The 12682-nt window shown below is 62.4% G+C and carries 13 protein-coding genes; 5 read left to right on the top strand and 8 right to left on the bottom strand.

What is annotated here, in order from left to right:
- Positions 1–14 precede the first annotated feature (14 nt).
- The 5 genes from trxB to DL240_RS03750 all read right to left on the bottom strand — a co-directional run bounded on the left by trxB (position 15) and on the right by DL240_RS03750 (position 4971).
- Positions 15–998 (bottom strand): thioredoxin-disulfide reductase, encoded by a 984-nt coding sequence (gene trxB, locus DL240_RS03770; RefSeq protein WP_111728511.1) that lies wholly within the window; start codon positions 996–998, stop codon positions 15–17.
- A gap of 81 nt (positions 999–1079) precedes the next feature.
- Positions 1080–1646: a hypothetical protein gene (locus DL240_RS03765; RefSeq protein WP_146618081.1), complete on the bottom strand. Its 567-nt coding sequence runs from the start codon at positions 1644–1646 to the stop codon at positions 1080–1082.
- Positions 1647–1835: 189 nt separating this feature from the next.
- Positions 1836–3269: a type I glutamate--ammonia ligase gene (glnA, locus tag DL240_RS03760; protein ID WP_111728509.1), complete on the bottom strand. Its 1434-nt coding sequence runs from the start codon at positions 3267–3269 to the stop codon at positions 1836–1838.
- 106 nt (positions 3270–3375) lie between these two features.
- Positions 3376–3717: a P-II family nitrogen regulator gene (locus DL240_RS03755; RefSeq protein ID WP_111728508.1), complete on the bottom strand. Its 342-nt coding sequence runs from the start codon at positions 3715–3717 to the stop codon at positions 3376–3378.
- 69 nt (positions 3718–3786) lie between these two features.
- Positions 3787–4971 (bottom strand): ATP-grasp domain-containing protein, encoded by a 1185-nt coding sequence (locus tag DL240_RS03750; protein ID WP_111728507.1) that lies wholly within the window; start codon positions 4969–4971, stop codon positions 3787–3789.
- Between the two features lie 198 nt (positions 4972–5169).
- Here DL240_RS03750 and DL240_RS03745 point away from each other — a divergent pair, with 198 nt between their 5' ends.
- The gene (locus DL240_RS03745; RefSeq protein WP_111728506.1) at positions 5170–6456 is read left to right on the top strand and encodes a Glu/Leu/Phe/Val family dehydrogenase; all 1287 of its coding nucleotides are present in this window, start codon (positions 5170–5172) and stop codon (positions 6454–6456) included.
- Here DL240_RS03745 and DL240_RS03740 read toward each other — a convergent pair.
- The 3 genes from DL240_RS03740 to DL240_RS03730 all read right to left on the bottom strand — a co-directional run bounded on the left by DL240_RS03740 (position 6438) and on the right by DL240_RS03730 (position 9163).
- Positions 6438–6911, bottom strand: a complete 474-nt coding sequence (locus tag DL240_RS03740; RefSeq protein ID WP_111728505.1) for a hypothetical protein — start codon at positions 6909–6911, stop codon at positions 6438–6440. The genes DL240_RS03745 and DL240_RS03740 overlap by 19 nt on opposite strands.
- Before the next feature lie 80 nt (positions 6912–6991).
- The gene (locus DL240_RS03735; protein WP_111728504.1) at positions 6992–7753 is read right to left on the bottom strand and encodes a hypothetical protein; all 762 of its coding nucleotides are present in this window, start codon (positions 7751–7753) and stop codon (positions 6992–6994) included.
- A gap of 33 nt (positions 7754–7786) precedes the next feature.
- Positions 7787–9163 (bottom strand): zinc-regulated TonB-dependent outer membrane receptor, encoded by a 1377-nt coding sequence (locus tag DL240_RS03730; protein ID WP_111728503.1) that lies wholly within the window; start codon positions 9161–9163, stop codon positions 7787–7789.
- A gap of 151 nt (positions 9164–9314) precedes the next feature.
- Between DL240_RS03730 and DL240_RS03725 the strand changes: the two genes are divergently transcribed.
- From DL240_RS03725 to nuoF, 4 genes are all read left to right on the top strand, one after another.
- Positions 9315–9959, top strand: coding sequence for a hemerythrin domain-containing protein (locus tag DL240_RS03725; RefSeq protein WP_111728502.1), 645 nt, complete (start codon positions 9315–9317; stop codon positions 9957–9959).
- 34 nt (positions 9960–9993) lie between these two features.
- Positions 9994–10494, top strand: a complete 501-nt coding sequence (locus DL240_RS03720; RefSeq protein ID WP_158542331.1) for a GNAT family N-acetyltransferase — start codon at positions 9994–9996, stop codon at positions 10492–10494.
- A 117-nt stretch (positions 10495–10611) separates the two neighbouring features.
- Positions 10612–11139, top strand: a complete 528-nt coding sequence (locus tag DL240_RS03715) for an NADH-quinone oxidoreductase subunit NuoE family protein (RefSeq protein ID WP_111728500.1) — start codon at positions 10612–10614, stop codon at positions 11137–11139.
- A 96-nt stretch (positions 11140–11235) separates the two neighbouring features.
- Positions 11236–12537, top strand: a complete 1302-nt coding sequence (gene nuoF, locus DL240_RS03710; protein ID WP_111728724.1) for an NADH-quinone oxidoreductase subunit NuoF — start codon at positions 11236–11238, stop codon at positions 12535–12537.
- The last annotated feature ends 145 nt before the right edge of the window (positions 12538–12682 follow it).

Genomic DNA, 12682 nt, shown 5'->3' with positions numbered 1-12682 from the left:
TTCAGGACGAACGATCAGGCGTCCCAATTTTCGGTGCGGCGCTCATCAATGACGTGCTCGCTTTCCAGGAATCGCTCGGCGTCAATCGCTCCCATGCACCCCGAACCGGCTGCGGTGATGGCCTGGCGATAGGTGAAGTCCTGGACATCGCCGCAGGCGAAGATGCCGGGGACGCTGGTTGCCGTGGAGCCGTCTTTGGTGACGATATAGCCACTTTCTGTGGTCTCGAGCTGCCCGTTGAACACCCCGGTGTTCGGGATGTGCCCGATGGCCACGAAGACGCCGGTGCAGGCCAGTTCGCTGACCTCTTCGGTTTGGTTGTTGTAGAGTTTGACCCCGGTGACTCCCGACTCGCGCGTGCCCAGGACTTCCTGGACTTCGCTGTTCCAGATGAACTCGATCTTGGGGTTGGCCAGGGCGCGGTCCTGCATGATCTTGGACGCGCGCAGCTCCTCGCGGCGGTGGACCAGGGAGACTTTCGACGCGAACTTGGTCAGGAAGTTGGCTTCTTCGAGCGCGGAATCACCGCCGCCAACGACCACGATTTCCTGATCGCGGAAGAAGTACCCGTCGCAGGTCGCACAGGTCGAGACGCCGTAGCCCATCAGCTCCTGTTCGGACTCCAGACCGAGCAGGCGAGCCGAGGCCCCCGAAGAGATGATCAAGGTGCGGGTGTGGAAGATAGTCCCATCATCCAGGGTCACCTTGAAGGGGCGCTGCGAGGTGTCAATGTCGGTGATCAGCGCGATGTGATTCTCCAGCCCGAAACGGAGCGCCTGGCTGCGCATGCGCTCCATCAGCTCCGGCCCCATGATGCCTTCCGGGAAGCCGGGGAAGTTCTCGACATCGGTCGTGATGGTCAGCTGGCCGCCGGGCTGGGGACCTTCAAAGAGCACCGGCTCCAGGTTGGCGCGGGCGGTGTAGATCGCCGCGGTCAGGCCGGCCGGGCCGCTTCCCATGATGGTGACGTCGTAGAGTTCTTTCTTGAGTTCGGGCATCGTCGTTCTCCGTCGTACTGCGTAAAACTGCATTCGTATCGCCGAGCACACCATGAACAGGCGTGAGGCCAGACGAACAGCTCAGGGTGAAGGTAAGCTCGCCGCCTGATCGGCCTCGGCAGAAGGTGGCGAGAGGTTTTTCCAGCTTGCGAGAATGGCATCAACCTCGGTGATGAGGGCCTCGCTGTGCTCGTCGCTGGCAAAGGCGATGAGTTGAAAGCCATAGCCATCGCGAACGAGGTAGGCGTTGATATAGCGTACCGGGTCTCCGTCAAGCTCTCCGCGAGCGATGACGGAGAGGCCCTCGATACCGTCAAGGCGAATCGGGCTCTGACGATCGATGATGAGGTTGTCCACGGCCTGGTCGAGCGTATCGATGCCCAGACGTTGAAGTTCGAAAACGTCCGGGGTGGGGAATGTGGGCAACTTCTGCGGAATCACCATAAAGAAAAGGGTGTCGTTGAGACTGGCAGCAACCTCGGCATGCGGATTGATGCTATGCGGAGGCTCAGCGATCCAACTGGCGGGAAAGCTAAGCGCATAGGGCGCGCGCTCTCCTTCCACGCGCCAGGGCGGTGCGTCAACGCCTTGTGGGTCGCAGCCCTTACAGGCGCTGGCGCCAAAGGTCAGCACAGCTAACACGATCATCACAAGGCGTAGATACACCATCGACCACAGGGATATAGGAGCGTTTGTATGCGGCACATTCGGTAGCGGCCAGGGGGCCGCGGAGGCGTTCTGGCGAGACAACGAGCGTCGAGGGGCGAATCTTCCCGAGAGGGGAAATCATCCTGGCGAGGCGCGAGCTGGCTGCTAAGCGCCTCGCCAGGGGTTGGCTCAGACGTCGAAGTACATCGCGAACTCAAGCGGGGTGGGATGCAGATGTGAGGGCTGGATCTCTTTTTCCATCTTGTAGGAGATCCAGGCTTCAACGGCATCTTCGGTGAATACATCGCCGCGCAGCAGGAACTCGTGATCTTCTGCGAGCGCTACCATGGCCTCTTCGAGGTTGGCCGGCGCGCTGGGGACGCGCGCGAGCTCCTCCGGAGGCAGGTTGTAGATGTCTTTGTCGAGGGGGGCGCCCGGGTCCATCTGCTTTTCGATGCCGTCGAGGCCGGCCATCAGCATCGCCGCAAAGGCCAGGTAGCCGTTGGCCGAGGCATCGGGCGTGCGGAACTCCATGCGGCGAGCTTTCGGGCTGGAGGCGTAGGTAGGGATACGCACCGCGGCGGAGCGGTTGCGGCTGGAGTAGGCCAGACGGATCGGCGCCTCGTAGCCCGGAACCAAACGTTTGAAGGAGTTGGTCGTCGGGTTGGTCAGCGCGGTCAGGGCGCGGGCGTGATGAAGGATGCCCGCGATGAACTGTAGCCCGAGCTCGCTCATCCCCGCGTAGCCTTCACCGGCGAAGAGCGGTTGGTTGCCCTTCCAAAGGCTCATGTGGGTGTGCATCCCGGAGCCGTTGTCCCCGTGGAGGGGCTTGGGCATGAAGGTGACGGTTTTGTTGTGCCGACGGGCCACGTTTTTGATGACGTACTTAAACCACTGCAGGTCATCGGCCATGCGTACCAGGCTATTGAAGCGAATGCCGATCTCGCTCTGACCGCCGGTGGCCACCTCGTGGTGGTGGACATCCACTTCGACGCCGCATTGTTCAAGGACCAGCGACATCTCGGTGCGCAGATCGTGGAGGCTGTCGTTAGGCGCGACCGGAAAGTAGCCCCCTTTGAGCGCGGGCTTGTAGCCCAGGTTAGGCCCTTCGTCGCGACCGGTGTTCCAGGCGCCCTCGACCGAGTCGACCTTATAGAACGAGTGCTGGGTCGCCGTGCTGTAGCGGATGTCGTCGAAGATAAAGAATTCTGCTTCGGGACCGAAGTAGGCCGTGTCGGCGATGCCGGTGGTCTTGAGGTAGTTCTCGGCCTTTTGCGCGATGTAGCGTGGGTCACGGCTGTAGGGCTGGCCGGTGATCGGGTCAAAGACGTTGCAGATGAAGCTGACCGTAGGCTCACGGCAGAAGGGGTCCATGCGCGCGCTGGTCGGGTCCGGGCGCAGCTGCATGTCGGAGGCGTGAATGGGCTGCCAGGCGCGCAGGGAGCTCCCGTCAAATCCCAGGCCGTCTTCGAAGAGCTCTTCGTCAAGGCGGTGCGTGGGGATGGTGAGATGCTGCCAGGTGCCCAGGAAGTCCATGAACTTCAGGTCCGCCATGATGGCGCCCTGTTCGCGGGCGAACTCAATGGCGTCTTTGATGGACGTGATGGTGGGGGCGGTAGTCATAAAGATCCTTTTTGGATGATTTGCGCAATCAACGCAGAAGAACTCCCCAGGGCAGAACACAATCGCCGCGCGCCACTGGGGGCGCGCGCAGCGAACATCAACAGAGCTATGAAAGCGCGTCCGGGCCCGACTCCCCGGTGCGGATGCGAATGGCTTCGTCGACGGGTAGAACAAAGATCTTGCCGTCGCCGACATGGCCGGTGCGAGAGGCATCGGTGATGGCCTCAATGGCGGTGTGAACCAGCTCATCAGGGACCACGATCTCGACTTTGACCCGGGGAACGAAGTCGACGATGTACTCGGCGCCGGGATAGATCGGTGCTTTGCCGCCGCCGCGACCAAAGCCTTTGACCTCGGAGACGGTCATGCCGTGAATGCCGACCTCATCGAGGCGATCCTTCACGTCGTCGAGTTTAAAGGGCTTAATGATCGCTTCGATCTTCTTCATGGAAACCTGAGGTAGGCGGCATAAGTTCGCGCGAAACCAAAGCGCGATGCATAGCGAAAGGAGAGAAAATTATCCACCCGGATGCTCGAACTTATCAACGGATGTAGACACAGGTGCCCCCGGGGCAAGCTCGATTTCGACGAGCTGATGGGCGTTTAGAAGGGCCCGGGTAACCTGGTCGTAGTGTGGTCCGGAGGCGCGAATCCTCCCAACCGACTGCCCTACACCCTGACGGGGGTCGATCGCGTCGCCGGGAGACACCCGGCAGGTGAGCGTTTTGATATGAGGCAGGGCTCGGGCTTCGGTGACGCCGTGGACCCGGACCACCTGGCCCGGCCCCGGGTGCAGAAAGTAGACCCCTTCGACGCTGCTCGCCTCCGAGTTGCAGGCTGGCCGGCGTCCCAACTCGACCTCCAGAAACGCCTGCCAGGCGTCGAAGCCGTAGGCATCGGTGATCAGTTCCATCAGCGCGCCGCCTGGCGGCCGCACGGCGACCTCGCCAATCGAGTCGATGCCGTCGCCGGCGAAGAACTCCAGATGCGTGACGCCCCTGGTGATGCCCAGTGCACGCAGGGTGCGCTGGTTCAGGGCGGCGATCTCACCCAGGCGCTCGGCGTCGAGCGCAGCGGGCACGATGTTGGCCCAGCCCGGGCGAAGGTAGCTTGTGACGTTGAAAAAGAGGACTTCTCCGCGGTGCACGAAGCTCTCCACGCTGTATTCAACGCCGTCGATGAAGCTCTCCGCCATCAGTCCGGGTGACAGGGGCCGGCTCACCTCGTCGGGGCTGCGGCAGATACGGGTGCCGCGGCCGCCAGAGCTGTCGGGAGCTTTGAGCACCAGGGGCAATCCCAGTCGCGCGACGAGTTCATCGGCGTGGGTTGAGGGGGTCACTTCTTCGAAGCGCGCACAGGGGATCTCAGCGGCCTGAAGGGCGCGCTTCATCAGGCGCTTATCATGGCACCGGGATGCGACCGCGACGGAGAGTCCGTCCAGGCCAAGATGCTCGCGCAGACGCGCGGCGGGCACCACGGCGGCTTCGACCAGGGCGATGATGGCATCGACGGGTCGATTGCCGGTGAGGCGGAGACAGGTCGCTGCCAGCGTCTCGGGTGGCGAGTCCAGGTTGACGGCGGCCCAGTCGCAGGCTTTGCGAGGTGGTTGTCGGGTGGAATCCACCAGAAAATAGGCATTCCAGCCGCGCGCTTGTGCCGCTTCTAAAGCGTCGCGTCGGTAGCCGATCATCAGCAGGTTCATCGCAGTCTCGGGCCAGGGCCGGGGGGCGAAAACGTCCGGCGCACTATAGGATGCTGATCCGAAGAGTCAAAACACAGCGAAGATTCCGAGCAAAAGGCCCGTATTGCCACAGGTCTTCAAGTGTTCACCTTGATGGCGGCGTACCGGGCGGGCAGCGGCCGCAGGGCGCCGGGTTCAAACACGGGGAGGGGATTCGGCATGATGCTTTTTGAGGATGCAAGCGCGAGTCTGGCACGGGCGATGGAGTTGCTCGACGTGAGCGAAGATGTGGTCGAGAGGCTGCGTGTGCCGGTGGCCAGTGTGAAAATGTCACTCCCGGTCCGCATGGATAACGGAGATCTCGAGGTTTTTCCGGCCTATCGTGTGCGTTACAACACGGCGCTCGGTCCGGGGAAAGGGGGGCTGCGCTTTCATCCGGCGGTGGATGTTGACCATATGCAGACGCTGGCGCTCTGGATGACGTTTAAATGCGCGCTCCTGGATCTGCCCTTCGGGGGAGCCAAAGGAGGGGTGAGAGTTGATCCGAAGACGCTCTCCAAGATGGAGCTTGAGCGTCTTTCCCGGGCCTACATCGACGTGTTTGCCGAATTCATCGGGCCTCATCGCGATGTGCCGGCCCCGGACATGTACACCAACGCGATGATCATGGGGTGGATGGCCGATCAATACGCGACCATTATGCGGCGCCACAGTCCGGCGGTGATCACCGGCAAGCCCCTGGCGTTGGGCGGCTGCCCTCACCGCCAGGAGGCCACGGCAAGCGGCGCTGTCTCGGTGATCGAGGCCTATCTGGAAGCCCATCAACACGTCTCAGATTCGCCCACGGTCGCCATTCAGGGCTTTGGCAACGCCGGCGCCAAGCTCGCATCGCAGCTCTATGAGGCGGGATTCCGTGTGGTGGCCGTCAGTGACTCCAAAGGTGCAGTCTATGCTCCGGAAGGGTTAGATATCCCTTCGCTGCGCCGGCACAAATCTCAGGACCAGGTGCACGGTGTTTATGACGCCTACGCGTTGCGGGATTGCCCGTACGCCAAATTTGAGAAGATCACCAATGGCGAACTCCTGGCGCTCAAGGTCGATCTCTTGATTCCGGCGGCGTTGGAGAACCAGATCACCGAGACGAACGTCGACCAGGTGCGTGCCGGTGTGATCTTCGAGGTGGCCAACGGCCCGGTGACCCACAAAGCTGCCCAGAAATTGGAGGCCCGCGACGTGGACGTCCTTCCGGGCATTCTGGTCAACGCCGGTGGCGTCACCGTCAGCTATTATGAATGGGGGCAGAATCTGCGTGGCGAGCGCTGGAGTGAGAAGCAGGTTGTATCCAGCTTGAAGGCACGGATGCGCGATGCGTATCGGCGGGTGGATGCGAAGCGCCAGGAGCTAAAAAGTTCCTGGCGACTGGCGGCCTACGTCGTCGCCTTACAACGCCTCAATGAGGCGCTGCGCGCTCAGGGCACGCGGGAGTTCTACGAGTCCAAGATCTGAGCGTCCTGTTCCGGAACCATGCCGGGCGCGGGATCTCCATGGTGTAGGCGCCGGTCTTCGGGAGGGAGCGCCACATCCGGGCCTTGAATCAGGATGCCGAAGGGACGCTTGATCTCGTCGCGCAGCCAGATGCCCAGCGCGAAGATCGCCAGCGGTAAGGTGAGGATGAGGCCCAGCGAGAGCGCCAGCACCGAGGCGGTGTACTGCCAGGCCCAGGGCTTCAGCGGCACCGCGGCTGCGATCCCGAAGGCCAGGGCCAGGCCAAACATCACCGCGGTGAAGTAGTAGGGGTTAAATGTGACCTGGGAGATGGCCAGTGGTACGCCCAGGGCACCACTGATCGCGGCCAGGCCCAGGGCAGTGAGTCCGACAAAGAGCAGCGCGTGAGCGATCAGGTAGAGGCCCACAAAGATGTATCCGGATCGTGCCGGCCGATCGATCTTCCAGAACCACATGCTTCGCTCCACGTCGAAAAGAGAGTGTGTCGGAGTGCTGTGGGCCTGAACTTAGGCGCAACTTATGCTTTTCAATACGTTTAGGGCGATAGGGACAGCGAGACGCCGGCGGTGATTCGCTCGCTAAGTGTCTGGGCTAGTTCACGATTTCGGGTGTTGGTGATGCGCAGGCGGCCGTCTTCTTCGAGGGTTGCGTCGTCCAGATCGAGCCCAGCGAAAAGTTCGCTCGGAAGCTGCAGCACCAGGGGGAGTTCCTGTTCGGCGGCACTCTCGCGATCAATACGAAGATCGATCGGCGCACGGACGCGATAGCCCCGAACCGGGACGCTGGCGCGTACCTCGACCATCTGGCCCTGGTAGCCCAGCGTGGCCTCCAGCACCAGCGTGTCGAGCTCCACCTCGACCGCGCTCAGGGGACCGCGCTCGTTGATCTTGAGCGAGGAGTGCACCTCCGCCTGCGAGGTCAGCGTGTGTTCGAGGTGCACCGCGCTGACGACCTGGGAGCCGCCACCGGACTCGGAGGCGATCGAGGCGTAGTCCACCAGCCGGCCGTCGTCGGAGTGGCAGTGACCGTTATGGCAGAGCGAGTAGCCCGGCGGTGGGTTTGCCGGATCGAAGTCGGCCGATCCGGCCTGACCGTCGACCTCGCGGATCAGGCGCACTGAGCTGATGCCAACTTCGCTCAGGGTGGCCCCGGAGGGGGGAGAAAGCTCCAGCGTGGCGAGTACCCGGCCCCAGGGGGAACCATCCGTAAAGGCGCAGGCGGGCAAAGAGAGCGCGGCGGCGGCGATGGCGAGTAAGCACAGCTTTTTGCCGGCCGAAGCGGAGAAAAAGAGAGTCATCAGGACCTCAAAGGCTCGGAGTCGTGTCAGGGGTCAGTAGCGGTGTGCGCCGTGGGCGCCGGCGACCAGGTCAAGTTGCAAAAACACCATGTGAACCCGTGGTTGGACGGCGTCCGGGAGGTGATTGATGCCGTATTCCAGGCGCAGTCTGGAGAAGTGTGATGGCGTGTAGCTCAGGCTAAGCGCGCCGCGCTGACGTGCGTTGATCCACTGCGGATCCAGGGGGTCGTCCGCCCGTCCGGAGACATGCTCCAGACGGGCGGCTGCTCGCCAGGTGAGCGAGGGGCTGTAGTACAGCTCGGTGTAGCCGCCCCAGTCCTGGAGCACGCTCCCACCTTCCTGATCGGGGGGGCCCGGATCCTGGCGGCGGCGCAGCATCCACTCGCTTTGCCACCCCAGCTCCGAGCGGCCCCGGGGGCCGGTGACCGTGCGTTTTAGCAGCAGGTCGACTCCGAAGATGTCGCTGCGGTTTCCCCTCCCGCTGCTGTTGGGGCCGTTGGCGGCACTGAGGCCGAGGAGGAGGCCGCTGTGGGCGCTCAGGTCCCAGAATTGCTCCAGGCGGGCTGAAACCGTCAGGTCCTGGAGCTGCTCCAGATCCTCGGCCGAGGCCAGAAACGAGCGTCCGGTGGCCGCGCCGGCGATGCTCTGCGCGCTCAGCGTCCAGCTGGCCATCCAGGGAAGCGGCAAGAGTTGCCCCACTTCCACGCCCAGGCCCCGGAGGCCTTCGCCACCGAAGAACTTCCCGAGCACCAGGGGCTGTGTGGTGAAGTTCCAGGCGTGCAGATGCGTGGGGTTGACGCGTCCAAAGCGGGTTAGAAACTGTCCGGCACGTACCTGTAGGTTGGCCGGTAGCGCCAGCGTGGTGGCGTAGGCCTCTTCGACTTCCAGGCCGAAAAGTGAGATGAGGATGTGGCTATCAAAGCGCCAGTAGGGATCGATGCCTGCCGAAAGTCCCAGCTCAAGCCCCTGCAGGTTAAATCCCATCTTACTGGCGTCGTGCCCCCCCATAAGTTCCGGGTCGTCGGAAAACCAGGCCAGTGCGAAGTCCGCGATCAGCGAGATGTCGGGATTGAGGCTTGGAAGGGCGCCAGTCGGGTTGGGGGGAGCGCTGGGCCGTGGTTCCGCGCTTGAAGGTCGCGGCTCCGTGGTGTTGAGTTCGGCTTCCAGGGCCTCGAGTTCTGCCTCGATGTCGTCGGTGGTGTCGACATCGCCGTCATCCGACGCGGCGAGTGAGGAACCAGGGGGGCTGGGAGGGGCCTGGGCGTCGCGGGGCAGTGGCGCGAGTGGCGGCGAAGGTTGTGCGGCGGTCGACAGGGGATAGGTCAGTCCGGCGCAGAGCACCAGCATGCCGACAAGCGAGAGGGCCGGTCGGAGCGCGGATGGGGCAAAGTTGTGGGGCAGGGTAAGCATGGAGCACTCAAGATCGGGATTCAGGGGGCGCGTGGACGCGGCTACTCAGGAGGGGATTATGGACTATATGCAATGAAATTGCAATAAGGTCTGGCAAGATGTTCACTTTCAGAGGCGTCGCCGTCGGGGAAGAGCTCCGGGAGGCCGCCTGTTGAGCGGCAGGGCGCGAGGCTGGCTTGCGCCGATCGATGACGACCGCTATCGTGCGCGCGCCTCCGGCGATCTCTTTGCGACGCGCCGGAGCGTGCGGCCCGTAGCAGTGGAGAGCGAAGCAGCCATGGAACACGCCTCACCCGAATCGAACGCCTCGTCCGACCTCATTGATCGCGTCCATCATGAGCATGTGCATCTGCGCAGGCTTTTCGAAGATCTCAGCGGTACCTTTGAACGTATCGGTGCAGAACAGACCAGCGCGGAGCGCAAACAGGAGCTCATTGAATCGGCCTCGGAGGATATGGCCGTGGCCCTGGATGACATGCTGGAGCACTTTAATCAGGAAGAAGAGATCTTCTTTGTGGAGATCGAAGAGCGCTTCCCGGAGCTTGGCCCACGCATTGACGCGCTGGTGAAAGGCCACGAGTTGATGGGCCAGCGCACCCGTTGGCTGCATGAGCAGCTTGGGCGAACGCCGGCAGAGATCGGCCGTAATCTGGCGGTGATCCTCGACGTGGTGCGCTCCATGGCAAAAATGATCGATGAGCATACGACCGAAGAGACGACGCTCTTTGATGATGTGCTCACCAAAATTCCGGCCGATGAGCGCCGCGAACTTTTAGAGAAGATGCGCGAAATTTGATGGTGTGAACGCGCATGCGACCAGGATGCTGAAGATGTCAGATCAGGCTACCGAAGCCCCGGTGATCGAGCTGCCGGAGCCCGCCGACGCCCCCGTGCTGGCGCGCCTGTTTCAAGAAGATATGACAGATCTGGGGGTGGAGACCGCCCTCGACGATCTGGAAAAGCTGGCCGAAATGGTCATCGAGGAAGCGCTCTCTTCACCGCCGCGCTGCATCTGTTATGTCGCGCGCCTGGATGAAGGCGGCGAGGCGGTGGGCGTGGTGCTGGCGAACTTCCACTGGTCGTTAAAGTTTGCCGGTCGCGCTCTGTGGATCGAAGAACTCTATGTGACCCCCGCTGCTCGCCGCCGGCGTCTGGGACGCCGGCTGGTGGAGCAGGTGCTGGACTGGGCCGAGGATCACGGGATCCGTGGCATCGACCTGGAGGCCTATCAGGGCAACACCCCGGCTTCGATCCTCTACCGCTCGCTGGGGTTCTACCGGCTTGGTCGCGAGCGCTTTTACTATCGTCTGGGCCCCGCCGAGTACCTCTGAGCTGCGAAGAGCGCGGGCGCAGTTGACACCGCAAGGCCCCAGATTTAGGTTTCCCCGGCTACAGGCGTGCCAGAATGGGCCGCCTCTTCGCCTACCCGTGTATAAGGTCGTCTGATCATGGCAGTTGAATTCTCTGAGAAAGCGGAAGCCGAGTTCAAGGAACTCGTCTCACGGTACCCCAACACTCTGGCGGCGATGTTGCCGGCGCTGCACCTGGCGCAGCGGGAGTTCGGGTGGATCTCGGTGGAAGTGATGGATTATATCGCTGAGCGCCTGGAAGTGCCCCCGACTCGGGTGCTCAACGCGGCGACGTTTTACACGATGTATAACAAGTCGCCGGTCGGGAAATGCCATATTCAGGTGTGCACCACGCTGACCTGCGCGTTGCGCGGCGGATATGAGCTGATCGAGCATCTCGAGGATCGCCTCGGTGTGAAGCTCGGGGAAACTCGCGAAGACGGGGCGTACACCCTCTCGGAGGCCGAATGTCTGGCGTCGTGTGGCACCGCCCCGATGTTTCAGGTCAGCTACTCCGATGGCGAGAGTGAGTATTTTGAGAATCTCGATGACGCCCGCGTCGACGAGATCATCGAAGCCCTCAATGCGAAGCTGGCCAGCCTGCCCAACCCTCGTGAGATGCACTGAGCCGGCCGTGGGCCCCCTTTAGAGTCAGCACTGAGAAGGAGCCTGGCGCCGTCTTTTGCGCGCGCGGATGAAGGCCCCAAGGGATATGACGTCATGATGCAGGAAAAGTACCTTAGCCGTAATTTCGACATCCCCAACGCACATACGATCGATGTGTTCGAAGCCAACGGGGGCTACCAGGCCCTGCGCAAGGCTTTCGGGATGGACGGGGACACGATCATTGAGGAGGTCAAAAAATCGAACCTCCGTGGTCGCGGCGGTGCCGGGTTCCCGTGCGGTATCAAGTGGAGCTTTCTTCCCAAAGAGAGCGATCTGCCCAAGTACCTGGTGGTCAATGCCGATGAAGGCGAACCGGGCACCTTTAAAGATCGCTACCTGATGGAGCTTGATCCCCATCGTCATATCGAGGGCTGCATCATCGCGGCCTGGGCGCTGGGCATTCGCTACGGCTACATCTTCGTGCGCGGCGAACTCCAGAGCGCGGTGCGTCGTCTGGAAGGCGCGGTGAAAGAGGCGTACTCCCGGGGCTATCTGGGCAAGAATATCCTGGGCAAAGGCTTCGATTTCGATCTCTACGTGCATCCGGGCGCCGGCGCCTACATCTGCGGTGAAGAGACCGCGCTGATCGAGGCCCTGGAGGGCAAGAGCGGCCAGCCGCGTATGAAGCCGCCGTTTCCGGCGGTTGTGGGGGCGTTCCAGGCTCCGACCATCGTCAACAATGTGGAGACGATCTCGTCGATCCCCTGGATCATTGAGAAGGGCGGGGAGTGGTTTGCCTCGATGGGAATCGAGAAAAATGGTGGGCCGAAACTCTACGGGGTGTCCGGACCGGTGGTGCGGCCCGGCGTTTACGAGGCGCCCTCGGGCGTGACCGTCCGCGAACTTCTGGAAGATTACGCCGGCGGGATGCTTCCCGGCCACGAACTCAAGGCGTTTATCCCCGGCGGCTCGTCCTGTGCGGTGATGACCCCCGATAAGCTCGACTCGCAGATGGGGTTTGAAACGATGCGGGAGGCCGGCAGTTCGATGGGAACGGCCTGCATCACCTTTATGGACACCGACACCTGCATGGTGCGGTTGGCCGCGCGCCTGGCGCACTTCTACCACCACGAGTCCTGCGGACAATGCACCCCCTGTCGCGAAGGCAGTGGTTGGGTGGCGAAGGTCCTCGACGAGATCGAGGCCGGCCGCGGTCGCCTCGAAGATCTCGATCTGCTGCTCGATATGTGTGGCAACATTGAGGGCAACACGATCTGCGCGTTGGGCGATTCGATCGCCATTCCGGTGCGCAGCTACCTTCTGACCTTCCGTGAAGAGTTTGAGCGCCATATTGAAGAGGGCTGCTGCAGCTTCCCGGCCTGGTCCAAGCGGGGTAAAGGCTCCAGCGAAGCGGCCTGACCGCGCACCTTGTTGCGCACGGTCTGGGGCTTTGACCTCCTCAAGAAAGTGCGCTATCAGACCTTCGCCCGCACCGGCTCGCAAACTGGCGATCCGGTTGAAGCGGGTTCTGCCAATTGGCCCGGTACGGCCTTCAGGGCCTTCG

The organism is Lujinxingia litoralis (genome assembly GCF_003260125.1).
GTDB lineage: Bacteria > Myxococcota_A > Bradymonadia > Bradymonadales > Bradymonadaceae > Lujinxingia > Lujinxingia litoralis.
This window is presented reverse-complemented; position numbering and strand designations above follow the sequence as displayed.

Bases quoted from the DNA above. Each gene is read 5' to 3' on its own strand.
- trxB (WP_111728511.1), bottom strand. From the start codon at position 998: ATGCCCGAACTCAAGAAAGAACTCTACGACGTCACCATCATGGGAAGC.
- DL240_RS03720 (WP_158542331.1), top strand. From the start codon at position 9,994: ATGTCAGATCAGGCTACCGAAGCCCCGGTGATCGAGCTGCCGGAGCCC.
- DL240_RS03755 (WP_111728508.1), bottom strand. From the start codon at position 3,717: ATGAAGAAGATCGAAGCGATCATTAAGCCCTTTAAACTCGACGACGTG.
- DL240_RS03765 (WP_146618081.1), bottom strand. From the start codon at position 1,646: ATGATCGTGTTAGCTGTGCTGACCTTTGGCGCCAGCGCCTGTAAGGGC.
- DL240_RS03735 (WP_111728504.1), bottom strand. From the start codon at position 7,753: ATGACTCTCTTTTTCTCCGCTTCGGCCGGCAAAAAGCTGTGCTTACTC.
- DL240_RS03715 (WP_111728500.1), top strand. From the start codon at position 10,612: ATGGCAGTTGAATTCTCTGAGAAAGCGGAAGCCGAGTTCAAGGAACTC.
- DL240_RS03740 (WP_111728505.1), bottom strand. From the start codon at position 6,911: ATGTGGTTCTGGAAGATCGATCGGCCGGCACGATCCGGATACATCTTT.
- nuoF (WP_111728724.1), top strand. From the start codon at position 11,236: ATGCAGGAAAAGTACCTTAGCCGTAATTTCGACATCCCCAACGCACAT.
- DL240_RS03750 (WP_111728507.1), bottom strand. From the start codon at position 4,971: ATGAACCTGCTGATGATCGGCTACCGACGCGACGCTTTAGAAGCGGCA.
- glnA (WP_111728509.1), bottom strand. From the start codon at position 3,269: ATGACTACCGCCCCCACCATCACGTCCATCAAAGACGCCATTGAGTTC.
- DL240_RS03730 (WP_111728503.1), bottom strand. From the start codon at position 9,163: ATGCTTACCCTGCCCCACAACTTTGCCCCATCCGCGCTCCGACCGGCC.
- DL240_RS03745 (WP_111728506.1), top strand. From the start codon at position 5,170: ATGATGCTTTTTGAGGATGCAAGCGCGAGTCTGGCACGGGCGATGGAG.